Source organism: Paraburkholderia sp. SSBN10T, assembly GCF_056619545.1.
Genome location: NZ_JBWQQI010000018.1, coordinates 139,601 through 165,134, shown reverse-complemented (window position 1 = coordinate 165,134; position 25,534 = coordinate 139,601). Strand labels below are relative to the sequence as shown.

21 protein-coding genes are annotated in these 25,534 nt (G+C 63.3%); 13 read left to right on the top strand and 8 right to left on the bottom strand.

Annotation, left to right across the window (positions count from 1 at the left end; translation table 11 throughout):
• Positions 1-2 precede the first annotated feature (2 nt).
• Positions 3-1,076, bottom strand: coding sequence for a Leu/Phe/Val dehydrogenase (locus AC1ECK_RS25630; RefSeq protein WP_480324084.1), 1,074 nt, complete (start codon positions 1,074-1,076; stop codon positions 3-5).
• Between the two features lie 288 nt (positions 1,077-1,364).
• Here AC1ECK_RS25630 and AC1ECK_RS25625 point away from each other — a divergent pair, with 288 nt between their 5' ends.
• The 8 genes from AC1ECK_RS25625 to AC1ECK_RS25590 all read left to right on the top strand — a co-directional run bounded on the left by AC1ECK_RS25625 (position 1,365) and on the right by AC1ECK_RS25590 (position 11,469).
• The gene (locus AC1ECK_RS25625; protein ID WP_090684976.1) at positions 1,365-1,823 is read left to right on the top strand and encodes an Lrp/AsnC family transcriptional regulator; all 459 of its coding nucleotides are present in this window, start codon (positions 1,365-1,367) and stop codon (positions 1,821-1,823) included.
• A gap of 909 nt (positions 1,824-2,732) precedes the next feature.
• A complete protein-coding gene (locus AC1ECK_RS25620; RefSeq protein ID WP_480324082.1) occupies positions 2,733-4,349 on the top strand; it encodes a peptide ABC transporter substrate-binding protein in 1,617 nt (538 codons plus the stop codon).
• Positions 4,350-4,393: 44 nt separating this feature from the next.
• Positions 4,394-5,332: an ABC transporter permease subunit gene (locus AC1ECK_RS25615; protein WP_480324080.1), complete on the top strand. Its 939-nt coding sequence runs from the start codon at positions 4,394-4,396 to the stop codon at positions 5,330-5,332.
• 50 nt (positions 5,333-5,382) lie between these two features.
• The gene (locus tag AC1ECK_RS25610) at positions 5,383-6,285 is read left to right on the top strand and encodes an ABC transporter permease (protein ID WP_480324078.1); all 903 of its coding nucleotides are present in this window, start codon (positions 5,383-5,385) and stop codon (positions 6,283-6,285) included.
• A 1-nt stretch (position 6,286) separates the two neighbouring features.
• The gene (locus tag AC1ECK_RS25605) at positions 6,287-7,294 is read left to right on the top strand and encodes an ABC transporter ATP-binding protein (protein WP_480324076.1); all 1,008 of its coding nucleotides are present in this window, start codon (positions 6,287-6,289) and stop codon (positions 7,292-7,294) included.
• A gap of 104 nt (positions 7,295-7,398) precedes the next feature.
• Entirely contained in the window at positions 7,399-8,409 is a 1,011-nt protein-coding gene (locus AC1ECK_RS25600; RefSeq protein WP_480324148.1) for an ABC transporter ATP-binding protein, read from the top strand.
• A 167-nt stretch (positions 8,410-8,576) separates the two neighbouring features.
• Positions 8,577-9,464 carry a sterol desaturase family protein gene (locus tag AC1ECK_RS25595; RefSeq protein WP_480324074.1) on the top strand — a complete coding sequence of 296 codons (888 nt, stop codon included), beginning with the start codon at positions 8,577-8,579 and terminating at the stop codon, positions 9,462-9,464.
• Between the two features lie 538 nt (positions 9,465-10,002).
• Positions 10,003-11,469, top strand: a complete 1,467-nt coding sequence (locus AC1ECK_RS25590) for a sensor domain-containing diguanylate cyclase (RefSeq protein ID WP_480324146.1) — start codon at positions 10,003-10,005, stop codon at positions 11,467-11,469.
• A gap of 329 nt (positions 11,470-11,798) precedes the next feature.
• On the opposite strand, the gene AC1ECK_RS25585 is transcribed toward AC1ECK_RS25590, so the two are convergent.
• Positions 11,799-12,356 carry a single-stranded DNA-binding protein gene (locus AC1ECK_RS25585; RefSeq protein ID WP_480324072.1) on the bottom strand — a complete coding sequence of 186 codons (558 nt, stop codon included), beginning with the start codon at positions 12,354-12,356 and terminating at the stop codon, positions 11,799-11,801.
• A 112-nt stretch (positions 12,357-12,468) separates the two neighbouring features.
• A complete protein-coding gene (locus tag AC1ECK_RS25580; RefSeq protein WP_480324070.1) occupies positions 12,469-13,659 on the bottom strand; it encodes an MFS transporter in 1,191 nt (396 codons plus the stop codon).
• A 296-nt stretch (positions 13,660-13,955) separates the two neighbouring features.
• Here AC1ECK_RS25580 and uvrA point away from each other — a divergent pair, with 296 nt between their 5' ends.
• The gene (gene uvrA, locus AC1ECK_RS25575) at positions 13,956-16,829 is read left to right on the top strand and encodes an excinuclease ABC subunit UvrA (RefSeq protein ID WP_480324068.1); all 2,874 of its coding nucleotides are present in this window, start codon (positions 13,956-13,958) and stop codon (positions 16,827-16,829) included.
• Positions 16,830-16,864: 35 nt separating this feature from the next.
• Positions 16,865-17,950 carry an AI-2E family transporter gene (locus tag AC1ECK_RS25570; protein WP_480324066.1) on the top strand — a complete coding sequence of 362 codons (1,086 nt, stop codon included), beginning with the start codon at positions 16,865-16,867 and terminating at the stop codon, positions 17,948-17,950.
• Positions 17,951-18,066: 116 nt separating this feature from the next.
• Here the strand turns inward: AC1ECK_RS25570 and purU are convergent, their stop codons facing one another.
• The 5 genes from purU to AC1ECK_RS25545 all read right to left on the bottom strand — a co-directional run bounded on the left by purU (position 18,067) and on the right by AC1ECK_RS25545 (position 23,237).
• Positions 18,067-18,936: a formyltetrahydrofolate deformylase gene (gene purU / locus AC1ECK_RS25565; RefSeq protein ID WP_480324064.1), complete on the bottom strand. Its 870-nt coding sequence runs from the start codon at positions 18,934-18,936 to the stop codon at positions 18,067-18,069.
• A 44-nt stretch (positions 18,937-18,980) separates the two neighbouring features.
• The gene (locus AC1ECK_RS25560) at positions 18,981-19,829 is read right to left on the bottom strand and encodes an NUDIX hydrolase (protein WP_480324062.1); all 849 of its coding nucleotides are present in this window, start codon (positions 19,827-19,829) and stop codon (positions 18,981-18,983) included.
• Positions 19,830-19,891: 62 nt separating this feature from the next.
• On the bottom strand, positions 19,892-20,506 hold the full coding sequence (locus AC1ECK_RS25555; RefSeq protein ID WP_480324060.1) for a LysE family translocator: 615 nt from the start codon (positions 20,504-20,506) through the stop codon (positions 19,892-19,894).
• Between the two features lie 111 nt (positions 20,507-20,617).
• Complete coding sequence (locus AC1ECK_RS25550; RefSeq protein WP_480324058.1) at positions 20,618-21,184, bottom strand: adenine phosphoribosyltransferase; 567 nt, start codon at positions 21,182-21,184, stop codon at positions 20,618-20,620.
• A 40-nt stretch (positions 21,185-21,224) separates the two neighbouring features.
• Positions 21,225-23,237, bottom strand: a complete 2,013-nt coding sequence (locus AC1ECK_RS25545; protein WP_480324056.1) for a monovalent cation:proton antiporter family protein — start codon at positions 23,235-23,237, stop codon at positions 21,225-21,227.
• 135 nt (positions 23,238-23,372) lie between these two features.
• Between AC1ECK_RS25545 and kdsD the strand changes: the two genes are divergently transcribed.
• Genes kdsD through lptC form a run of 3 tightly spaced genes read left to right on the top strand, consistent with a single transcriptional unit; the run spans position 23,373 to position 25,524 of the window.
• Entirely contained in the window at positions 23,373-24,356 is a 984-nt protein-coding gene (gene kdsD / locus AC1ECK_RS25540) for an arabinose 5-phosphate isomerase KdsD (protein ID WP_480324054.1), read from the top strand.
• On the top strand, positions 24,356-24,919 hold the full coding sequence (locus tag AC1ECK_RS25535; RefSeq protein ID WP_480324052.1) for a KdsC family phosphatase: 564 nt from the start codon (positions 24,356-24,358) through the stop codon (positions 24,917-24,919). The genes kdsD and AC1ECK_RS25535 overlap by 1 nt, the downstream gene beginning before the upstream one ends.
• Positions 24,916-25,524 (top strand): LPS export ABC transporter periplasmic protein LptC, encoded by a 609-nt coding sequence (gene lptC, locus AC1ECK_RS25530; protein ID WP_480324050.1) that lies wholly within the window; start codon positions 24,916-24,918, stop codon positions 25,522-25,524. The genes AC1ECK_RS25535 and lptC overlap by 4 nt, the downstream gene beginning before the upstream one ends.
• Positions 25,525-25,534: the final 10 nt, after the last annotated feature.

Below are 25,534 nucleotides of genomic sequence, written 5' to 3'. Positions count from 1 at the left end.
GCTCAGCAAGCCACCATCTTTTCGCGAGCCCACGCCACCGCGGCGCGCGCCGGAGCGATACCGGTTGCACGGACACGCTCGGCCAACTCAAATACGCGCGGACCGATCTGCGCGACTTCGGCGAGCACCGCCTGTTCCTCGCCCGAACCCTGATATTCCCGCACACAACTAATGATGCCGCCTGCATTCACGAGGAAATCCGGCGCGTAGAAAATGCCGCGCTGATGCAGCACGTCGCCTTCGGCCAGCGAAATCAACTGGTTGTTGGCGCCGCCGGCCACCACCTTGAAACGGCACTGCGCCGCGACCGCTTCCGTGATCGAACCGCCGAGCGCGCAAGGCGCGAACACGTCCGCTTCGACACCGGTGATCTCCGCCGTGCCGACCACACACGCATTGAAGCGCTGCTGGGCACGCGCCGTTTTGACGGCGTCGATGTCCGAGACGATCAATTGCGCGCCCGCCCGATGCAGACGCTCGCACAGATCCCAGCCCACCGAGCCGAGGCCCTGCACCGCCACCGAGACGCCGTCGAGCGACTTGCGTCCAAGCGCCGCCTCCACGGCGGCCAGCAGGCCGACGAACACGCCATAGGCGGTACGCGGCGAAGGGTTACCGCCGTACACGTCGCCGGCGCGCGGAATGCCGCTTACATAGCCGGTCTCGCTTTGCACGGCGCGCATGTCGTCGGCGGTCGTGCCGACATCCTCAGCCGTGATGTAGATCCCTTCCAGCGATTCCACCAGCCGGCCGAACGCCTTGAACAGCGCGCCGCGGTCGGACACGTCTGGGCGGCGCAGGATCACGGCCTTGCCGCCGCCGAACGGCAGATCGGCGAGCGCGTTCTTGAACGCCATGCCTTGCGACAGGCGCAGCGCGTCGTTGTAGGCCTCATGGTCCGATGCGTATTGCCAGAAACGGCAGCCGCCGAATGCTGGGCCGCGCGCCGTGCTGTAGACGGCAACGATGGCTTGCAGTCCGGAGGCGGCGTCGGTGGCGAGGACGATGCGTTCGTGCGCGGGTTCGCCGTGCAGTCCAAAGAGCGTGCCGGCGGCAGTGGTCGTCAGTCGGTCCATCGATATTCCTTCCTTGTGGGCGGAGAGTTCGTCATCCGCGCGAAGCGATCGCTTCGCGCCTGGCCGCATGCGGACCGGATCGCGGCGGCATGCGGAGTTCGGGCGAGGCGCACGGCGGGTGATTTTGGTGCATCCCGACGGCAAGAGTGTATGCGGCCAATTCCGGGGATTTCTTCTGTTTATCTGGCATCATGCCGGCCAAGGCAAAAGCTTCGGCTATTTATGGCCACTTATAAAGACGAATCGTCTTCCCGCTTGCGGCGCGCGGAAGACCCATTGGAGGACGACATGAAGCTCGACGCGATCGATCAGCGGATCCTGCGCGAACTGCGCAGCGACGGCCGCCTGTCCAACGCCAAACTGGCCGAGCGCGTCGGCCTGTCGGCCACGCCGTGCTGGAACCGGGTGCGCGCGCTCGAAGAAGCGGGCGTGATCGAAGGCTATGCGGCGCTGCTCAACCAGAAGGCGCTTGGCCTGCCCGACACCGTCATCATCGAAGTGACGCTCGACAAGCACGACGAGCGCACGCTGGAGCGCTTCGGCGAGGCGCTCGCGGACCTGCCGGAAGTGGTCGAGGCGTTCCTCGTCTCCGGCGAATACGACTATCTGATCAAGGTGGCGGTGGCGGGCACCGAAGGCTATGAGTCGTTCCTGCGACGCAAGCTCTACCGCCTGCCGGGCTTTCAGAACAGCCGCTCGATTTTTGCGCTGCGCTGCCTGAAGCGCTCGGTGTCGGTCGAGCCTTGAGGGGTTTTCCCGGGCTGCTGGAACAACGCAGGTACAGCAAAATGCTGCGCGCATGACCCGGCGCCGTTGCATCAAGGGTCAACCATTGCGGCAGGGCAAAACGCTGATTCGAACTGGTGCAGGCGATGCACCAAGATGCGCTAGATGGTTTCCTCTAGTTTCGGCGTTTCCAAAATCGCGCGTTCTTTCGGCGTGTTATAAGCGCGATACCCTGTCGACCGTGCGGTAGCTACGGATACCTAAACACGGCTGACTTTTTGTAATCCAATCAGTCAGTTGCCTCGATATCAACGAGGCAGCGGACCGATGGGCGGGAATCGGGACATGCTTTTGGCATGCCTTCTGCTTAGGGTGCCGTCGCCTCAAACCAGCGTGCCGCCGACACAATCGGTGTTGCGTGCTGATGGGACTTTCGATAACGAATGTTGCGCGTCAACGGCAAAACGCTTGCCGGACAACGCGCATGACTGCTGGCTCACGGCTCGTACGCCGATGGGCAGGTCGTCCATGGTTGTGGCTTCAACGACAGGAAGAATCGTAAGTGAAACGTATGCAAGTGGTATCGGCCGCCGGGCGACGACAAGGCGGTACACCCATGCCGGCAGGGCAAGACCTACAGGTATCCTCGAACGCGCAAGGCGCGCGGCAAGCCGACCCGGGCGAGCCACCGATGCACGCCGCATCGCCCCGTCGCTCCGTGCAAGACTTTGCGCGGCGCCATCTGTCTTCAGACATCCTCTTCCTCACCCGACGTCCATACCCGCTCGCGGGCCACGACGCGTTGCCGCCTGATCCCAGGTGAGCTGCGTCGTGCTGCGACGTCGTGCTTTTCTCTCCGCCGCCGGCCGCGCTGTTGCGCGGGGCGCGGTTTTCTCTTGAACCTCTTCTTTCGAAACTTCGAAACAGGCCATGAAACTGTCGCAATCCCTTACTGCGGTGCTCTCAGCGATCACGTTCACCTTTGCCGGCACGGCGTCGGCAGTCATCGTGCCACCGGGCACCTCGCTCGCCGCCAAGCAGGAATTGACCCGGCAGGTGCCGACCGAAGTCGAATCGCTCGACCCCGCGCATATCGAATCGTGGACCGGCAATACGATTGGCCTCGACATGTTCGAGGGGCTCACGCGCATCGGCGCCTCCGGCGCGGTCGTACCGGGCGTGGCCGAGTCGTGGACGCGCACCGCGCCCGACACCTGGGTGTTCAAGCTGCGCCATGACGCGAAGTGGAGCAACGGCGAGCCGGTCACGGCGGCCGATTTCGTCTACTCGTGGCAGCGCGTGCTCGATCCGAAGACGGGCTCGAAGTACACGATCCTGGTGGAATTCGTGAAGAACGCAAAGGCGATCATCGCCGGCAAGGCGCCGCTCACCTCGCTCGGCGCGCGGGCGGTCGATCCGTACACGCTCGAAGTGAAGACCGAAGTACCCGCCGCGTTCTTCCCCGAACTGGCCGCCATGCCGACCATGGCGCCGGTGAACAAAGCGGTGGTGGCCAAGTTCGGCGATAGCTGGACGCGTCCGGGCAACATGGTGAGCAACGGTCCGTACACGCTGACCGACTGGGAGCCGAACAACCGCATCGTGATGGTCAAGAACGCCAAATACTGGAACGCGCCGCAGGTGGTGATCACGAAAGTCACCTACGTACCGGTGGAAAGCGATGAGACGGCGATGCACATGTACCAGTCCGGCCAGATCGACTATACGTATTCGATCCCATCGGGCATCTACGCCCAGGTCAGCAAGCAGTTCGGCAAGGAACTCCAGACCGGCGTGCAAATTGCCACCTATTTCTATAGCCTGAACAACAACGACCCCGCGTTCCACGACCCGCGCGTGCGGCTCGCGCTCTCCATGGTGATCGACCGCGACCTGCTCACGTCGAAGCTCACCCAGGCCGGCGAGTTGCCGATGTACGGCCTGATCTCCAAAGGCACCAAAGGCGCCGCCGTCTACACCCCAGACTGGGCAAGCTGGCCGATGGCCAAGCGCGTCGACTATGCGCGCGGTCTGTTGAAGGCCGCCGGTTATTCAGACGCGAAGCCGCTCGCCTTCACCCTCACCTACAACACGAGCGACCTGCACAAGAAGGTGGCGCTTTTCTCCACCTCGGAATGGCGCACCAAGCTCGGCGTGAATGCGAAGCTGGAGAACGTCGAATACAAGGTGCTGCTGAGCGAGCGCCATGCGGGCAAGGTGCAGGCCTCGCGCGACGGCTGGTTCGTCGACTATAACGACGCCATGTCGTACTTCGATCAGCTCCGCTGCGGCAGCATGCAGAACGATCAGAATTTCTGCGATCCGAAGGTCGACGCGCTGGTCGACCAGGCCAATGGGCAACTCGACGACGCACGCCGCACCGCGTTGCTCACCCAGGCGCACAATCTGGCCATGAGCGAAACGCCGATGGTCCCGCTGTTCCAGTACTCGGCGGACCGTCTCGTGAAGCCGTATGTGGGCGGCTACCTGCCGACCAACTACGTCGACCAGCGTGCGTCGCAGGACATGTACCTGCTGGCCCACTGAACCCTGCTCACTGACCACTGAACGTTGAAGTAACGGAATCCGCCATGCTCGCCTACGCGCTGCGCCGCACCCTCTGGGTCATTCCAACCGTTCTCGCCGTGATTACGGTGTGCTATCTGATGTTGCACGCGACGCCCGGCGGTCCGTTCGACACCGAAAAGCACCTCTCGGCAGCCACCCTCGCGAACCTCAATGCGAAATATCACCTCGACCAGCCGCTCTGGAAGCAGTACCTGCTGTATCTGAACGCGTTGCTGCATGGCGACCTGGGGCCGTCGGTCCGCTACGTCGACTGGTCGGTCAACGATCTGGTGAGCAAGGCGCTACCGGTCAGTCTCGGCGTGGGCGGCCTCTCGGTGCCGATCGCGCTGGTGCTGGGCGTGCTGCTCGGCACAGCCGCCGCCGTGCGCCGCGACGGCATCACCGATCGCATCGTGATGCTGCTCGGAAACGTCGGCAATGTGGTTCCGCCGTTCGTGCTCGGGCCGGTGCTGGTGTGGGTGTTTGCGATTCTGCTCAAGCGTTCCGATGGCCACGGCTGGCTGCCCGCCGGCGGTTGGGGCGACGGCGGCTGGCACTACCGCGTGCTGCCGATGGCGTTGCTGGTCATCATCAACGTCTCGTCGATTGCGCGGGTGATGCGCGGCAGCATGATCGAAGTGCTGTCGGGCAACTTCATCCGCACGGCGCGCGCCAAGGGCCTGCCCGGTCACGTGATCGTGCTGCGTCACGCACTCAAGCCCGCGTTGATGCCGGTGGTGTCGCTGCTCGGCTCGATCTGCATTTCGTCGATTACCGCGGCCGTGGTGACGGAGTCCGTGTTCGCGCTGCCGGGCCTCGGGCAACTGGTGGTGGACGGCGCCATCAACCGCGACTACACGCTCGTGCTCGGGCTCGTGGTGCTCACCACGGTTACGGCCGTCGTGTTCAACCTGCTTGTCGATCTGGCGTACGCGTGGCTCGACCCGCGCATCCGTTACTGAGCTTTCCGTTACGGAACCCGCCCCGATCATCGAACTTCGCTAGAGACGCCATGAACACCTCCCCTTCCACTGCGGCGCCCACAGCTACCGCTGCCGCCCCGCGCCGCTCGCGCAGTCCGCTCGAACTGGCCTTCAGGCAGTTTCTGCGCAACCGCGCCGCACTCGTGAGCCTCGTGATTCTTGGGCTCATCATCATTGCCTGTTTTGCAGGCCCATTGTTCCTCTCCAACGACCCCGCCGCCAACGACTGGGGCGCGATCAGCATGGCGCCGACGCTGCAGGGCCAGCACTGGTTCGGCACCGACGAGCTGGGCCGCGACCTGCTGGTGCGTACGCTTGCCGGTGGGCGCGTGTCGCTCGAAGTCGGACTGCTCGGCACGCTGGTGTCGGGCCTGATCGGCGTCGCCTGGGGCGCCACGGCCGGCTATATGGGCGGACGGACCGACGCGGTCATGATGCGTATCGTCGACATGATGTATGCGATTCCCTACATGCTGATCGCCATCCTGATGATGACGCTGCTCGGCCGCGCCTTCTATCTGGTAGTCCTGACGATCAGCGCGTTCTCATGGCTCGATATGGCGCGCGTGGTGCGCGGCCAGACGCTGTCGCTGCGCACGCGCGAGTTCATCGACGCGGCGCGCGCCACCGGTGTGCGGACGCCGGGGATCATCGCGCGGCACATCGTGCCGAACCTGCTCGGCGTGGTGGTGGTGTACGCGACGGTCACCGTGCCGGGCATCGTGCTGACCGAATCCGTGCTGTCGTTTCTCGGCCTGGGCGTGCAGGAACCGATGACGAGCTGGGGGGTGCTGATCAACGACGGCGCGCAAAAACTGGAGTCGATGCCGTGGCTGCTGTTGTGCCCGGCGGTGATGCTGTGCGTCACGCTGTATTGCGTGAATTTTGTAGGCGACGGGCTGCGCGACGCGCTCGATACCAAGGAGCGGTGAGATGGCGTTGCTCGAAGTAAAAGACCTGGGGGTACGCTTCACACGGCGCGACGCGTCGCCCGTGGATGCGGTGCAACGCGTGTCGTTCACGCTCGAAAAGGGCAAGACGCTGGGGATTGTCGGCGAATCCGGCTCGGGTAAAAGCCAGACCGTGATGGCGCTGCTCGGACTGCTGCCGGGCAACGGTCAGGCGTCCGGCGAAGCACTCTACGCGGGACGCAACCTGCTGACGCTGAGTCAGCGCGAACTGAACCAGATTCGCGGCGATCGGATCGGCATGGTGTTTCAGGATCCGATGACCTCGCTCAATCCGTTTCTGACCGTCGAGCGGCAGATGACCGAAGCGCTACAGATGCACCGTGGCGTATCGCGGCGCGAGGCGCGCCGCCAGGCCATCGAAGCGCTGCAGCGCGTGTGGATTCCGGACGCGGCGCGGCGCATCGACCGCTATCCGCATGAGTTTTCCGGCGGCATGCGCCAGCGGGTGACGATCGCCACCGCGCTCTTGACCGAACCCGAAATCCTCATTGCCGACGAGCCGACTACCGCGCTCGACGTGACGGTGCAGGCGCAGATCATCGAACTGCTGCGCGAGCTGAATCGCGACCTGGGTACCGCGATCATCCTGATCACGCACGACATGGGCGTGGTAGCGGGACTCGCCGACGACGTGATGGTGATGTACGCGGGCCGGACCGTGGAGCGCGCAAGTGCGCACGCGCTCTTCGAGCACCCGACTCATCCTTATACGCGCGGGCTGCTCGACGCGTTGCCGCGACTCGACGACGGCGATAGGACACATGACATCGACGCGCCGCTGCGCACGATCGCGGGCAATCCGCCGGCGCCGGGCGCGGTTATCGAAGGTTGCGCGTTCGCGCCACGCTGCGCGCTGGCGCGGGAACGCTGCCACAGCACGCGGCCTGAACTGGAGCCGGTTGCCGGTGTGACGGACGGCTGGCGCGCATGTCTGCGGCCTGTCGCGGAGATTGAGGAGGTGGTGCGGTGAGTGATACGGCAACGCGCCAGGCGGCGCATGGCAATAGTGAATTGACGGACTCATCGCCCGGTGGCGCAGCAAGCGCTGCGCGGACTGCGCCGGTTGGCGAGCCGGTGTTGACGGTGCGCGATCTCAAGGTGCATTTCCGCGTGCCGCGCGGCGGCTATCCGTGGTCGCCCAAGGCGACGCTGCGCGCGGTCGAAGGCGTGTCGTTCGACATTCGCCGCGGCGAGACCGTGGGACTCGTCGGCGAGTCGGGCTGCGGCAAGTCGACGTTGGCAAGGGCGATTATCGGCTTGACGCCCGTGACGGAAGGCAGCGTGCGTTGGCGCGATACCGAAACGGTCAGCGATGGACGGCGCCCTGCCGCTGCAATGGAGCTGCTGCGCAAAGACGTGCAGATGGTGTTTCAGGACCCGCTTGCGTCGCTGGATCCGCGCATGACGATCGAGCAGATCGTCACCGAACCGCTGAAGGTGCAACGGCCGGGCCTCGGACGTGACGAGACGCATGCGCGGGTAGTGACGATGCTCGAACGCGTGGGGCTCGGCGCGCATCATCTGTCGCGGTATGCGCATGAGTTTTCCGGCGGGCAGTGCCAGCGGATCGGGATTGCGCGGGCGCTGGTCGGTGAGCCGCAACTGGTAATTTGCGATGAACCGGTGTCCGCGCTGGATGTTTCGATTCAGGCGCAGATTGTTAACCTCTTGCGCGATTTACAGCGGGAGTTGTCGCTTTCGCTGCTGTTTGTCGCGCATGATCTGGCGGTCGTCAAGGCGATCAGCCAGCGGGTGCTGGTGATGTATCTCGGGCGGGTGATGGAGCTTGGGACGCGCCAGGAAGTGTATGGATCGCCGCAGCATCCTTATACGCGGGCTTTGTTATCCGCGGTGCCAAGGCCGGATCCGGCGACGGAGCGCACGCGCAAGCATGCGGTGCTGACGGGAGAGATGCCTTCGCCGCTGAATTTGCCCTCTGGGTGTGCGTTTCGCACGCGCTGCCCGGAAGCGATTGCGGCTTGCGCTGAAGAGGTGCCGCAGTCGGTGTCGCGTGGGACGGGGGATCGGAGGGTGGCTTGTATCCGGGTGGGGGTCGATCTCCGCGAGGCGCCGCCCGTTGTCTGAGCAATGTTTAAGCGGCAGGCGCCCGGTCCGCGGACCGGGCTGAAACCGCGCGACATATCTTGCCCATATTTTTTAACCGGACCGCTCCCTAGACTGGCTTCATGGGACGCGATGGTGATGGTTTGCCGCAGGCGATGCGTCCTGCCACAAACCGGAACTCTCGCATCATGGTCTCAATGGGAAAACTTGGGCTTTATGTCTCAGCGTTCATCGTCAGTGTGTCGATGATCGAAGCATGGGTACTCAGCCGCAAAAACCGCAACAGCAGCACGCCTTTCGACTGGCATGAAGTGATGCTGTCGCTGGCCGATCTGGTTGGCCGCAAACTCCTCGCGCTATTGCCGCTCTCGCTCGCGACGCCGATCTTCGCGTTCGCGTGGGAGCATCGCATTCAGACGATCACGATCAACAGCGCGCTGATGGTCTTGCTGCTGTTCGTCGGGCAGGAATTTTTCTACTACTGGTATCACCGCGCGTCGCACCGAATCCGCTTCTTCTGGGCGACGCATGCGGTTCACCACTCGCCCAATCAACTCACGCTCTCTTCGGCGTACCGGCTCGGTTGGACCGGCAAGCTAACCGGCACGGCGATGTTCTTTGCGCCGCTTGTGTGGCTCGGCATCCGGCCTGAGATCGTACTCGCGGCATTGATGATCAATCTCTGGTATCAGTTCTGGCTTCACAACACGTGGATGCCCAAGCTTGGGTGGTTTGAATATGTGTTCAATACGCCGTCCGCGCATCGGGTGCATCACGCTTCGAATGCGGAGTATCTCGATGCGAACTACGGAGGTGTGCTGATTATCTTCGATCGGCTGTTTGGGACTTATGTTGCGGAGCGTGAAGACTTGCCTTGTCGGTATGGGTTGACCACGCCGACGCGGTCGCACAATCCGTTTGTCGTGCAGTTCGAGCACTGGGTGAGCCTCGCAAAAGATATCGCGGCGTCGAAGCGGCCTTGGACTGCGGTTGAATATTTGCTGCGGCCGCCGGGGTGGAGAGCGGATGGCGCGGGGGAGACGACCGAGGATTTGCGGCGGCGGGCTTCGATGTAGGGTGTGCGGGTTGCGAGAGGTCGCGTGGCCCTTCTGCTTCCGTAGAAGCGACAAGAATGGGATATCCGTATTTCCTATGGGCCACTCGTGTATCCAAGGCAACCCATTACGCTGAAGAGCGCAATCGCCAACAGGAACAAGCCAAGCAAGACATGAACGAGGAGAAACTGGATGGGCGATTGGGACTTGTATACGACGACGCCGCGAGCTTGGCATGTGTTTCTTAGTTGAGGCCGAGCGACGGCCAGCCTGCCGGGTCAGATCTCTAGTTGCTCCTACCCGCACATAACCAATGTCAACGGCAGCGGTAAAACTGGACCAAGGCCTCTACTTTTTGCTGTCTTTGCCGTAAACCCGGTCATCGGCTATCCACGACACTCGGGCATTCCTTTGCCGCAGGACTCCCTACACCGAGTCGATAATCTCGCCACGACTGCGGGACGACGACGTTTGGACCGAGTGTACCCACCACAACGTTACCGTGTCTGTTTCTATTACCACCGGAAAACTGGCTGTTCTCGCAGGCCGACATCCTTTGATGGTCGGTGCACTAGGCAGCCTGATGGCATTAGGCGTAATGGCAATCAGTCTGGTCACACTTCTGGCCTCTCGTGACGCCGCTGTCGAACATGCTCATGAAACCTCCAGAAACGTTACCGCCGTTCTGGTCAGCAACATCGCCCGGACGATTGAAACGTCAGACAATTCACTTCGTGCCTTGATTGCCGCGCTGAACAAGCCTGCTGTCCAGAGCATGGATGCGGACCTGCGTCACGAATTGCTGTTTGACCGGACCGCTGCCGAGTACGTTACCGGTATGGGGGTGACGGATAATAAGGGACGACTAATCGACGGCTGCTGTTCCAGCTCCCATACTTGGGATTTCAGCGACCGGGATTACTTCATTGCTCATCGCCAGTCGGCGAATGTCGGGCTGTATGTGTCATCAGTCTACCGGGCACGGTCGCGGCCTGGCGCGCAGTCAATTGCGATGACGAGAAGGATGAGCCAGCCCGATGGGTCATTCGGCGGAGTAGCGATTGTTGCCATTGACGTCGAGTACTTTAAACAACTTCTTGCAAAACTGGACGTGGGGCCAAACGGCGTCACTGCGATCGTTCGTACGGACGGTACGCTGGTGGCCAGAAATCCCCCATTCAGCCAGGCAAGGCTGGTCAATCTGGGTAAGTCACCGACGTTTCCGCGTATGGTGAACCATGATTCCGGGTTCTATTCTGCTCCCTCGATCTCAGACGGGGTCCTGCGCCTGTATACATTTCAACGTGTTCCCGGGACGCCGCTCATCGCCGTTGTCGCGCCGGCGGAAAGCGACGTGCTGGCATCCTGGAAGCGATTGTCATGGATAGTCGGAGTCTCAGCCTCGTCGGTTAGCCTTGCGTTCTGCACGGTGGTCTGGCTCCTTGCTTTTGCGTTGCGGGACCACGCAAAGACTCAGGTACTGCTTACGGAGCTAACGCAAACCGATCCGCTGACAGGGCTCAGGAACCGCCGCGCCCTCGACGAGGTCCTCGAGAACGAGTGGCGAAGACTGCAGCGCAGCGATGGTTCCCTGTCGCTGCTGTTCGTCGATGCGGACAGCTTCAAACAGTACAACGACAGGCATGGTCACGCGCAAGGTGATATTGCACTGAAACATCTCGCGGAATGCATCAATCGACACACGCGTCGTCATGGCGATCTCGCCGCGCGATACGGCGGGGAAGAGTTTGTTGTCGTGCTGCCCGATACGGACAAAACGGGAGCGGCTCAGATCGCTGAAGCTATACGTCAGGAAGTTGAGCATGGGCGAGCGACAGTACCATCCGGGGCAATTCCACCGTTCACGGTCAGTATTGGGTGCGCGACCGGTCGACGCTCACTTCCATCGTCACTGGATGAATTGACGAATTCAGCTGATCTGGCGCTGTACGCGGCCAAAAGGAGCGGAAGGAATGCCGTCGTCTCCGCAGGCGATATTGCTGCATCGCCTCAGCCGCAGAGCTGATTGCACTCCTTGACTGTGCCTGTCTCATTCTGATGTCCGGGCGGTCAGTCGTGGAAGAATAGCGACCGGTTGAATCCGCAGTCGATTAGCCCCACTCGGCTCGACCGCGCATGCCAAAGAACAATGGCGGCGACGCGAAACGAAACATGAGTATCAATCGCGTAATACGGATACCCCAATAATTTGAACTGACAGAGTTGCTGTTTACATTTTCCGAGGTAGCAGTCCAGTAGAAGACCAACCCATTTCGAAAAGGCGAAAACAAGAAAAAAGGGAAGTCAAATCAATGACTTCCCTTGGGTTATTTACAAAACCCGGTTAGGTCGACTTCAGAACGGAATATCATCATCCATCTCATCAAACCCGCCACCCGCCGGCGCGCTCGGACGGCTAGCTCCACCGCCGCTACCGCCACGCGAAGCGCCACCACCCGAAGCCACGCGACCACCACCACCGCCACCACCACCGCCGCCACCACCGCCACCACCACTCCGCTCCGACGGCTCACCGCGGCTATACCCACCCTCATCACCGCCGCCGCCCATCGACCCGCCACGGCCACCAAGCATCTGCATCTGCTCAGCAACGATTTCGGTTGAGTAACGATCGGTGCCATCCTGCGCTTGCCACTTGCGCGTACGAATCCGCCCTTCGATATAAACCGACGAGCCCTTCTTCAGATACTCGTTAACAATCTCGGCAAGACGCCCGAAAAACGAAACGCGATGCCACTCGGTGGCTTCCTTCATTTCGCCGGACGTCTTGTCCTTGTACCGGTCCGTCGTCGCAAGGCGGATGTTCGCCACTGCGTCGCCGCTCGGAAGATAACGGACTTCCGGATCGGCTCCGAGGTTGCCGACGAGAATGACCTTGTTCACGGATGCCATGAGTTTCTCCTGTTGATTCCGTTGCAGGCGGCGCGGCAACGCACATTTCACATCTCAGAACCAGCCGGCCCGAGACGAAAACTGCGCCTCAGCCGGCCACCGGTGAGTTGTGTTACGCCTTCTTGCGCGGCGGCTGCTTCATATTTGCCGCGATTATAAGCCAGCAAAATACCAACCCAGAGCACGCGAAGAACACCGCGCTCTGCCCGTCCGCTTTCAGCAACACGCCGCCGATCACGCCGCCGATGGCCAGGCCAATCGACTGCGTGGTGTTGTACACGCCCGTGGCCGCGCCCTTGCGCGAACCGGGCGCCAGCTTCGACACCAGCGAAGGCTGCGACGCTTCAAGAATATTGAAGCCGAGAAAGTAGATAAAGAGGATCCCGGCCACACTCAGAATGGTATGGGGTGCGACGCCCAGCAGCAACTGTCCGATCAGGATAAGACCAATCGCACCGACGAGCACGCTCTTCATCTTGCCGCGCGTTTCCGCCGCGATGATCGCCGGGACCATCATCACAAACGACAGCCCCATCACCGGCAAATAAACCTTCCAGTGCGACGCAACGGGCAGCCCGCCTGCTTCCAGAATCCGCGGCACCACCAGAAACAGCGCCGTTTGCGTGGCATGCAGCACCAGCACGCCGAAATTCAGGCGCAGCAACTCGACGTTGTGCAGCACTTCCGAAAACGGTGCGCGCACGTGCACCGGCATCGGTGCGTCGGGCACGATCCAGATCACCACGCCGATCGCCAGAATCGAAAAAATGCCGACCAGCGTGAACAGGCCGCTCATGCCCACCCACTGAAATACGATTGGCGCGCCGACAATCGCCACCGCGAACGACACGCCGATGCTGCCGCCCACCATCGCCATCGCCTTGGTGCGATGCTCCTCGGAGGTGAGATCGGCGATAAAGGCGAGCACGGCGGACGACACGGCGCCCATCCCCTGAATCACCCGGCCGACGATAATCCACGTCATGTCGTGCGCGCCGGCCGCGACAAAGCTGCCGAGCGCGAAGATCGCGAGCCCCGTGGCGATCACGGGCTTGCGGCCCACCTTATCGGAAATCCAGCCGTAGAAGATATACAGCAGCGATTGGGTCACGCCGTACGCGCCAAGCGCGATCCCCACCAGCAGCACATTGTCGCCGCCGGGGATGGTTTTCGCGTAGATCGAGAACACCGGCATGATCATGAACAGACCGAGCATGCGCAGCGCGAAGATGCCTGCGAGCGACACGGTCGCGCGCATTTCAGGCGCGCTCATGCGTGAAGATGTGGCGGACGGATTGGACATCGGGAACGTGTTTTGAATAATCTGGACGGCCTGGGGCCGGGGACACACCGTGGGGCAGCATACCCTCGGCAGCCTGCCGTGAGCCAGCGTCGGCCTGCGGCAAAGGCCCGCAGACGTCTTGCAGCCGCGAAAAAAGGCCCCACCTGCAACCCTTCGTCACGGCGCTGAGAACCGTTGCCTTACGGCTTGCCGCGCGCCTGTAGGGCGCTGTCAGGTAGCCGTAACAGCGGTCTTGAAAAGTCGTTATAGTAGCAGGTTTAGCCTCTTCCTCTTTCCGCCAGGTCATGGATCAACGCGTGGAACAAATCCGTATCCGTGGGGCCCGTACCCACAACCTGAAGAACGTCAGTCTCGACCTGCCGCGTCACAAACTCATCGTGATTACCGGCCTGTCGGGCTCGGGCAAATCGTCGCTTGCCTTCGACACGCTCTACGCGGAAGGGCAGCGGCGCTACGTCGAAAGTCTCTCCGCCTACGCGCGGCAATTCCTGCAATTGATGGAAAAGCCCGACGTCGACCTGATCGAGGGGCTGTCCCCCGCCATTTCGATCGAGCAGAAGGCCACTTCGCACAATCCGCGCTCCACGGTCGGCACCGTCACCGAGATTCACGACTACCTGCGTCTGCTGTTCGCGCGGGTCGGCACGCCGTATTGTCCGGACCACGAGATTCCGCTGGAGGCACAAAGCGTCTCGCAGATGGTCGACGCCGCGCTCGCACTGCCGGAAGACACCAAGCTGATGATCCTCGCGCCCGTGGTGGCGAACCGCAAGGGCGAGCACGTCGAACTGTTCGAGGAAATGCAGGCGCAGGGCTTTATCCGCTTTCGCGTGCGTTCGGGCGGCGGCACCGCCAACGAAGAGGTCGCGAAGATCTACGAAGTGGACTCGCTGCCGAAGCTGAAGAAGAACGACAAGCATACGATCGACGTCGTCGTCGACCGTCTGAAAGTGCGCGCCGACATGAAGCAGCGCCTCGCCGAATCGTTCGAAACCGCACTGCGCCTCGCAGACGGCCGCGCCATCGCGCTCGAAATGGACACCGACAAGGAGCATCTGTTCAGCTCCAAGTTCGCCTGCCCGATCTGCTCGTATTCGCTGCAGGAACTCGAGCCGCGCCTCTTCTCGTTCAACAATCCGATGGGCGCATGCCCGGAGTGCGACGGCCTCGGCCAGATCACGTTCTTCGATCCCAAGCGGGTAGTCGCACATCCGTCGCTGTCGCTGGCAGCGGGCGCCGTGAAGGGGTGGGACCGGCGCAACCAGTTCTACTTCCAGATGCTGCAAAGCCTCGCGGCGTTCTACGAGTTCGATATCGACGATGCCTTCGAAGACCTGCCGGAAAAGGTCAAGAAGATTCTGCTGTTCGGCTCGGGCAAGCAGACCATTCCGTTCTCGTATATCAACGAGCGCGGTCGCGCATCGGTGCGCGAGCATGTGTTCGAAGGGATCATCCCGAATCTCGAGCGCCGTTACCGCGAGACCGATTCGGTTGCAGTACGGGAAGAACTCGCCAAGTACCAGAACAACCAGGCCTGCCCCGCCTGCGAAGGCACGCGCCTGCGCCGTGAAGCGCGCTTCGTGCGCATCGGCGCGGACGGCGACGCGCGCGGCATTTTCGAAATCAGCGGCTGGCCGCTGCGCGATGCGCTCGGTTATTTCCAGACCCTGCGCCTGGAAGGTTCGAAGCGCGAGATCGCCGACAAGGTGATCAAGGAAATCGTCGCGCGGCTGATGTTCCTGAATAACGTCGGGCTCGACTATCTGTCGCTCGAACGCAGTGCGGAAACGCTTTCGGGCGGCGAAGCGCAGCGCATCCGGCTGGCCTCGCAGATCGGCTCCGGTCTCACCGGCGTGATGTACGTGCTGGATGAGCCGTCGATCGGCCTGCATCAGCGCGACAACGACCGTTTGATCGCCACGCTGAAACACCTGCGCGACCTCGGCAACTCGGTGATCGTCGTCGAGCACGACGAGGACATGATCCGCATGGCCGACTATGTGGTCGACATGGGGCCGGGCGCCGGCGAACACGGCGGCATGATCATCGCCGAAGGCACGCCCAAGGAGGTGGAGGCCGATGCGGCGTCGATTACCGGCCAGTATCTGTCGGGCGAGCGCACGATTCAGTATCCGGACGAGCGCAAGGAGCCGGACGAACGGCGCCTGCGCATCGTCGAGGCGTACGGCAACAATCTGCAGCGCGTCACGCTCGACCTGCCGGTGGGCCTCCTGACCTGCATCACCGGCGTCTCCGGCTCGGGCAAGTCCACGCTGATCAACGACACGCTGTATCACGCCGTCGCGCATCACCTGTACGGCTCGTCGGCCGAGCCGGCGCCGTACGAGTCGATCGAAGGCCTCGAGCACTTCGACAAGGTCATCAATGTCGACCAGTCGCCGATCGGCCGCACGCCGCGTTCGAATCCGGCCACGTATACGGGCCTCTTCACGCCGATTCGCGAGCTGTTCGCGGGCGTGCCCGCCTCGAAGGAACGCGGCTACGATCCCGGCCGCTTCTCGTTCAACGTCAAGGGCGGCCGCTGCGAGTCCTGCCAGGGCGACGGCGTGCTGAAGGTGGAAATGCACTTTCTGCCCGACGTGTACGTGCCGTGCGACGTTTGCCACGGCAAGCGCTACAACCGCGAAACGCTCGATGTGCAGTACAAGGGCAAAAACATCAGCGAAGTGCTGGAGCTGACCGTCGAGAGCGCCTATGAGTTCTTCAAGCCGGTGCCGGTGGTGGCGCGCAAGCTGAAAACCTTGCTGGACGTGGGCCTTGGCTACATTCGCCTGGGGCAGTCGGCCACCACCCTGTCGGGCGGCGAAGCGCAGCGTGTCAAACTTTCGCTGGAACTGAGCAAGCGCGACACGGGTCGCACTCTATACATTCTCGACGAGCCGACCACCGGCCTGCACTTCCACGACATCGCGCTGCTGCTCGAAGTGATTCATCGTTTGCGAGATCAGGGTAATACCGTGGTGATCATCGAGCATAATCTGGATGTAATCAAAACCGCGGACTGGCTGATCGACCTCGGCCCGGAAGGCGGCGCCGGCGGCGGCCAGATCATCGCCCAAGGCACGCCGGAGCAGGTGGCGAAGTCGAAGGCAAGTTTTACCGGTCGATATCTGGCGCCACTGCTCAAACGCGATGCCGCCAAAAAGTAATGCCGCAAACCCTGGGTTGGATACGGAAATAAGCCATGACCAAGCGTAACGAGGCGCCCGAAGATGGGCAGGTGCAGGATCTGCGCCCACGCCCGGTCAGGCTGACGAGCGACATGAGCCTGCCAAAACTGTCCGCCGTCGAGATCGGCAGCTATCTGCTGATGCTGTTCGGCATGTGGGCCGTCCTCAACCTGCGGCTGCTCGGCGCGTTGCTGGCCGGTCTGCTCGTGTATCAGCTCATCCAGACGATCGCGCCGCGCATCGAAAAGCACATGTCCAGCCAGCGCGCGCGCTGGCTCTCCGTGGTGATTCTGGCGGTGGTGATCGTCGGCGGGCTGACGTTGCTCGTGATCGGCATCATCGATCATTTCGAGGGTGACGTACCGAACGTGCAGGCGCTGCTCGATCAGGCCATGCAACTGATCGACGAGGCGCGCGGCCGGATTCCGCAGTTCGTCGCCAACTATCTGCCGGTCGACACCGATCAGATGAAAGCGCGCGCCACCGAACTGATGCAAACGCATGCCGGCATGCTGCAGCAAGGCGGCAAGAATGCGGCGCGGGTCTTCACGCATATCCTGATCGGCATGATCATCGGCGCGATCATCGCGGTCGGCGCGCAGAAGCATATGCAACGGTTGCCGCTGTCCACCGCATTCGTCACCCGCGTGACGCGCTTTGCCGACGCTTTCCGCCGCATCGTGTTCGCTCAGGTGAAGATTTCGGCCATCAATGCGGTCTTCACCGGCCTCTTCCTGCTGGTGCTGCTGCCGATCTTTCACGACCGGCTGCCGCTCTCCAAGACGCTGGTGCTCGTCACGTTTATCGTCGGTTTGCTGCCGGTGATCGGCAATCTGATCTCGAACACGATCATCGTCGCGGTGGCGCTCTCGGTGAGCTTTCCGGCCGCGGTCATGTCGCTGGTGTTCCTGATCCTGATCCACAAGCTCGAGTACTTCCTGAACGCGCGCATCGTCGGCGGGCAGATCGAGGCGCGTGCGTGGGAACTGCTGATCGCAATGCTGGTGATGGAAGCCGCGTTCGGCATCCCCGGTGTGATTGCCGCGCCGATCTTCTATGCGTATATCAAGCGGGAGCTGATCTATCTGCGGCTGGTGTGACCGCCTCCTGAGCGACGGCTCGCTTGGCCGGCGCTTCGCCCCATGAAAAAGGCCGCCTGTCGCAATGACCGGCGGCCTTCGTTTTTTTGCCAGGCGGCGTCAGCTCAGCCCACGGCTTAGCGGAACACCACCGTCTTGCTGCCGTTCAGCACGATGCGATGTTCGACGTGCCACTTCACCGCCCGCGCGAGCGTCACGCATTCGACGTCGCGGCCAATCGCCGTAAGCTGATCCGGCGTCATGCTGTGGTCGACCCGCTCCACTTCCTGCTCGATGATCGGGCCTTCGTCGAGATCGGTCGTCACGTAGTGCGCGGTTGCGCCGATCAGCTTCACGCCGCGGTCGAACGCCTGGTAATACGGCTTCGCGCCCTTGAAGCTCGGCAGAAACGAGTGATGAATATTGATCGCACGGCCCGCGAGACGCTCGCACAACTGCGGCGAGAGAATCTGCATATAGCGCGCGAGCACCACCAGATCGGCCTTGTGCTCGCCGATCACTTCGAGCACGCGCGCTTCCTGGGCCGCCTTCCCTTCGGGCGTCGACGCCATCAGCGGGAAATGGTGGAACGGAATGTCGTAGCTCGCGGCAAGTTGATAGAACTCCTTGTGGTTCGAGATGATCGCCGGAATCTCGATGCCAAGCTGACCGGTGCGGTAGCGGAACAACAGGTCGTTCAGGCAATGGCCGATCTTCGAGACCATGATCACCACGCGCGGCTTCACGTTGGCGTCGTGCAGTTCCCAGCGCATGCCGAACTCGTCGGCTAGCGTGCCGAACGCGGCGCGCAGCGCCTCCAGACCGGGATCGCCGCCCACCTGCTGGAAATGCACGCGCATGAAAAACTCGCCCGTGTGGCTATCGCCGAACTGCGCCGAGTCGAGAATGTTGCTGCCGCGCTCGAACAGAAAGCCCGATACGGCATGCACGATGCCGGGCCGGTCGGCGCACGACAGTTGGAGAATAAAGCTGTGATCGGTCGACATGACCTGGGTGACTCCCTTCTTCAATGCGTAATGTGTTGCTTGCGCTATGCGACGGCGGGCGGTTCGAACAGCGCGTCGATCCCCGCGCAGTCCTGCGCATCGATCCAGCGGCGGCGCAGCAGGCAGTCGAGTGTCGCGAGGCTGGCATCGACCGTCATGGCGTCCTCTTCGATCCAGCGCGCCACTTCATCGATGCGCGCCAAGCGGTGCTCGCCTACTTCACCGTCCTGATTGCGCGGCGCGAAATCTGCCGGCAACGCCAGGTCGTAGACGAAAATCTGCTCGGCCTGAGTGCCTTCCGGCAGCGACTGCAGCACGTGCACCGTCCGCCCTGCCGTGGCACGCGTGGCGATCGCCTCGGGAATGCCGGCTTCTTCCCAGCACTCCTTGACGATCGTCGCCTCGATGCCGAAGCCCCAGCCGATCCCGCCCGCCACCACGTTATCCAGCATGCCCGGATCGGTCGCTTTGGTGTCGCTGCGGCGCGCAATCCACAGTTGCGGTGCGCCATCCGCGTATTCTACGACGCCGTTCAGATGCACCGCGTAGGTCATCGTGCCGAAGAAGCGCGACGCGGCGCGTTCGATGTACGCAAGCGGCGGCGCGTCGAAGGCATTGCGGATCGCATAGGTTTCGTCGCGCCAGCCGGGAATGCGGCCATCCGCGGCAAGCGCGCCGATCACGGCGCCCAGCGCCGCGCTGCGTAGGTCGAGCGTATTGAAGCGCGACGATAACGTTACGCACGCGGCATCGAGATCGAAGACATCCGGCCAGCGGGCCAGCAACGGCAGATCCGTTGCACGAACCCAGCCGACCTGCTGGCCGTCGATCCAGAACGGCCGATGCGCGTGCGCTTCGAAGCGGCGCGCCTTGGTGATGCAGGGCAAAGTCATGAATGCTCCAACTGCACGGCGAGCCGCGCCGCGCAAGTCAATTCGGACGCTCGTTAAACGCGTCAGTCGCGCAGCGCGACACGAATGCCGATCGCGATAAAGGTCGCACCGGCAAGGCGATCGAGCCACACGCCGACGCGCGGGCGGCGCTTCAGCCAGCCACCGATCATCCCGGCACACACGCCGAACAGCGAAAACACCACCACGGTCTGCAGCATGAACAGCGCGCCCAGTTCGAGCATCTGCAGCGTCACGCTCTGCACGCCATGCGGTTCGATGAACTGCGGCAGGAACACGAGGAAAAACAGCGTCACTTTGGGGTTCAGCATGTTGCCGAACACGCTTTGGCGGAACACCGACCACAGCGGCTGAGCCGGACGCTCATGAGCCGTGGCGAGCCCCTGGCTGCGCAGCGCCTTGATGCCGATCCAGATCAGGTAAGCGGCGCCCGCGTACTTGATAGCCTGGAAGGCCAGCGGCGAAGAGCGCAGCAACGCCGCCACGCCCAACGCGGCGAGCGTCGTGTGGAACGTGATGCCGGCCGCAAAGCCGAGCGCGGCGACGAGGCCGGCCGCGCGCCCTTGCGAAATGCCGCGCGCCAGCACTTGCAGGTTGTCCGGGCCGGGCGCCAGCGTGATCGCCACCGAAGTGGCGAGGAACAGCAGGAAATTGGGCATGCTTCTTACCTCGTCGCGAGTGTGTTGCCGGTGGCCGCGCATCTTCGGGCCAAGCCTGATGAACCTGCGCCGGCGGGTCGGCCCGAACGGGTCGCCTCCGGCGGCTCGATGCTAGTGACCGCTAAACTCGGTCACGGTAAACAGCGGCAGCCCCGCCGAGCGCAGCAGCGCGGACCCGCCCAGCTCCGGCAAGTCGATAATCGCCGCGCCTTCGATCACCTCTGCGCCCAGCCGCTCGAGCAGCTTCTTGCCGGCCATCATGGTGCCGCCGGTCGCGATCAGATCGTCGACGATCACGATGCGGTCGCCCGCCGAGCAGGCATCTGCGTGAATCTCGACGGTCGCCGTACCGTATTCGAGCTCGTACGACTCGGACTCCGTCCTGTACGGCAGCTTGCCCGCCTTGCGGATCGGGATGAAGCCCACGTTCAGCTCGTAAGCCAGCACCGGCCCGATGATGAAACCGCGTGCGTCGAGGCCCGCGACGTAGTCGAGCTTGGCGTCGATATAGCGCTGCACGAACAGGTCGATCAGCACCCGAAACGTCTTCGGATGCTGCAGCAGCGGCGTGATATCGCGAAACTGCACGCCGGCCTGGGGCCAGTCGGGCACGGTGCGAATCTGGCTTTTGACGAACGCAGCCGCGTCGAGCGGCGCGCTCGCAAGCGCGTTGGACATGATGACTCCAGATGGATCCCGATGGATCCGGGTAAAAGACCTAAGAATCTCGCGCGGCGGCCGCGCCCGCCCGGCGATGCCGCGACAGCCGCTCTTCGGCTTCGGCCAGCGCTTCGGGCAGGCCGCGCAGCACGACGATGTCGCTCGCGCGCAGCTTGGTGGACGGGTCCGGCTCCACGCCGCGAATGCCGTGGCGGCGGATCGCCGTCACCTCGACGCCCAGCTCGAACAGCCCCACCTCCGCCAGCGTGCGGCCCACCGCGTCCGAGTTCTCGTCGACCGGCACCGATTGTAGTCGCACCTGCTCGTGACTGTCGTCGTCGCCCACGTCGTCGGCGCCGTGGAAATAGCCGCGCAGCAGACTATAACGCTCGTCGCGCATCTCCTCGACACGCCGCACCACCCGCCGCATCGGCACGCCCATCAGCACCAGCGTATGCGAGGCGAGCATCAGGCTGCCTTCGACGATCTCCGGAATCACCTCGGTCGCCCCGGCGGCGAGCAGCTTTTCGAGGTCGGCGTCGTCCACCGTGCGCACGATGACCGGCAAGGTCGGCTCGAGTTCGTGGATGTTGTGCAGCACCCGCAACGCGGACGGTGTATTGGCGTAGGTGATCGCCACCGCGGCGGCCCGGTGAATCCCGGCCGCCAGCAGCGACTCGCGCCGCCCGGCGTCGCCGAACACCACCGACTCGCCCGCCGCCGCCGCAGCCGCCACCCGGTCGGGGTCGAGGTCGAGCGCGACATACGAGAGCCCTTCGTGTTCGAGCATGCGCGCGAGGTTCTGCCCGGCCCGCCCATACCCGCAGATGATCGTATGGCCGCTTTGCTTCAGGCTTTGCGTGGCGATGCGCGTCATCTGTAACGACTGCATCATCCATTCAGTGGACGACAGCCGCAGCACGATGCGATCCGCGTTCTGGATCATGAACGGCGCGGCGAGCATCGACAGCAGCATCGCCGCGAGAATCGCCTGCAGGAAGGTAGGGTCCACCAGGTGCTTGTCGAGAATCAGGTTCAGCAGCACGAAGCCGAATTCGCCGGCCTGGGCGAGGCCGATGCCGGTGCGCATCGCCACCCCGGGCGAGGCGCCGAACAGGCGCGAGAGCGCCGTCACCATGATCAGCTTCAGCACCATCGGCCCGATCAGGAAGGCCAGCACAATGAACGGATGCTTCCAGATCACGACCGGATTGAGCAGCATGCCGGTGGTGACAAAGAAGAGCCCAAGCAGCACGTCGCGAAACGGCTTGATGTCTTCTTCCACCTGATGCCGGTACGGCGTCTCGGCGATCAGCATGCCGGCGATGAACGCGCCCAGCGCGAGCGAGAGCCCGAACTTGTCGGTGATGAACGCCGCGCCGAGCGTGACGAGCAAGAGGTTCAGGATGAACAGCTCCTGCGAACGGCGCCGCGCCACCACGTTGAACCAGCGCGTCATGAAGCGCTGCCCGACGATCAGCAGCAACGACAGCGCCACGACGATCTTCACCGCCGCGAGGCCGAGCGCCGTCATCAGGCTGCGCGAGTCGCCGCCCAGCGCCGAGATGATGATCAGGAGCGGCACCACCGCCAGATCCTGAAACAGCAGCACCCCGAAGATATTGCGGCCGTGTTCGGTCTCGATCTCGAGCCGCTCCGCCAGCATCTTGCTGACGATGGCCGTCGACGACATGGCCAGCGCCCCACCCAGCGCGATGCTGCCCTGCCAGGTAATGTGAATCCAGCGCTCCAGCACGAAGCCCAGCCCCACCGCCACCGCTACCGTGCCGAGCACCTGCAGCAGGCCGAGTCCGAACACCAGCCTGCGCATCGAACGCAGCTTGGAGAGCGAAAACTCCAGTCCGATCGAGAACATCAGGAACACCACGCCGAACTCGGCGAGGTTCTGCGCGCCTTGCGAATCCGGAATCAGGCCGAGCGCATGCGGCCCGACGACGATGCCGACCGTCAGGTAGCCGAGCATGGGCGGCAGGTTCAGGAAACGGAAAACGACGACGCCCGCCACCGATGCCAGCAGCAGGAACAGCGTCATTTCGAGCGGGGAAATCATCGGAAAGCGTCCTGGTTCGTCGACATAACCATCGCACGCGAACCGCCGTGCGACAAGGTTGAGGGGCCGGTAAGGGCAGCGGCTGGGCACGGCAGGCCCGGCGCGGCGAACAAACGCCTTTGCTATACTCCGCGCATGATAGCGAAAATCAATGGCGACCGGGCACTCGCGCTCGCTCGCGACGTGCTCGACATCGAAGCGGACGCCGTGCGCGCGCTTCGCGATCAACTCGACGATGGCTTCGTCGAGGCGATCGACTTCATCCTTAGCTGCCGCGGCCGGGTAGTCGTCTCCGGCATCGGCAAATCCGGCCACGTGGCCCGCAAGCTGGCGGCGACCTTCGCCAGCACCGGCACGCCCGCGTTCTTCGTGCATCCGGCCGAAGCCAGTCATGGCGACCTCGGCATGGTCACGGCGGACGACGTGTTCGTGGCCATGTCCAATTCCGGCGAATCCGAAGAGCTGATTGCGATCCTGCCGCTCATCAAGCGGCTCGGCGCCAGGCTGATCGCGATCACCGGCAAGCCGGCCTCGAGCCTCGCTCAACTGGCCGACGTGCATCTGAACGCCGGGGTCGCCAAAGAAGCCTGCCCGATGAATCTCGCGCCCACCGCCAGCACCACCGCCGCGCTCGCACTCGGCGACGCGCTCGCGGTTGCGGTGCTCGATGCCCGCGGTTTCGGCCCGGACGACTTCGCCCGCTCGCATCCGGGCGGCGCACTCGGCCGGCGTCTGCTCACCTACGTGCGCGACGTGATGCGCACCGGCGACCAGGTGCCGAAGGTGATGCCCGAGTCCACCGTACGCGATGCGCTGTTCCAGTTGACCGCCAAGCGTATGGGCATGACGGCGATCGTCGACGAGAACCAGCGCGTCAAAGGCATCTTCACCGACGGCGACCTACGCCGCGTGCTCGAACGCAGCGGCGACTTCCGCGACCTGCCGATCGCCGCGGTGATGACACCCGGCCCGCGTACCATCGGTCCGGACCAACTGGCGGTCGAAGCGGTGGAACTGATGGAGCGCCACCGGATCAACCAGATGCTGGTCGTCGACGAAGTGGGCAAGCTGATCGGCGCGCTCAACATGCACGACCTGTTCTCCAAGAAGGTGATCTGATGGCTGCCGCGCCCCTTACCGCCACTGAACGCGCGCGCCGCGTGAAGCTGATGATTTTCGACGTCGACGGCGTGCTGACCGACGGCGGCCTGATGTTTACCGCCGAGGGCGACACGATGAAGTCGTTCAACTCGATGGACGGCCACGGCGCGAAGCTCCTGCGCGAAGCCGGCATCGAGACGGCCATCATCACCGGCCGCAAGTCGGGCATCGTCGCGGTGCGGGCCAGGGAGCTGAAGATCACGCATCTGTATCAGGGCATCGAAAACAAGCCCGAAGCGTTTGCCGACCTGCTCAGGCAGACCGGCCTCACGGCCGAGGAATGCGGCTATATGGGCGACGACTGGGTCGACCTCGGCGTGATGCTGAAGGTCGGCTTTGCAGCGGCGCCGGCCAATTCGCATCCGGAAGTGATCGCGCGCGCCCACTGGGTCAGTGAAGCGCGCGGCGGCCACGGCGCGGTGCGCGAAGTGTGCGATACCTTGCTGCGCGCGCAGAACAAATACGACTCCCTGCTCGCGGCCGCGTGCAGCGGCGGCCAGCAGCAGGGCCTCGTCGGATGAACCAGTTCCGCCTTACTTCGCTGATCCCGCTCGTCGCCATGGCGGCGCTCGCCGGCATCACGTGGTGGCTGCTGCAGGCCACCGCGCCGCCGCCGCACGAAGGCGAGATCAAGCCCAAGGAGCACACGCCCGACTACTTCGCCGACAATTTCTCGGTGTCCGAACTGGATCAGTCGGGGGCCACGCAGTACCGGCTGACCGCCGCGAGCCTGATCCATTACGAAGACAATGAACTGAGCGATCTCGTCAAGCCGGCCATCCGCGCCTTCCAGCCGGGCAAGCCCATCGTCACGGCGACCGGCGACACCGGCACCGTCAATGGCGACGCCTCGATCGTCGATCTGTACGACCACGCCCGCATCCTGCGCGCCGCCGGCGACGGCGACCCGCCGATGCAGGCCGATTCCCAGCATTTTCGGGTGCTGGTCAACGACGATGTGATCGAGACCGAAAAGCCGGTTAAACTTCAGCGCGGCCTGTCAGTCATGACGGCCAGCGGCATGAACTACAACAACGTCAGCCGGGTAATGCAGCTGTTCGGCAACGTCCGTGGCGCGATCGCCGCGTCCGACGCCTCCGGCGGCTCCCTGAAGCAACCCGGGTAATCCAATCCAG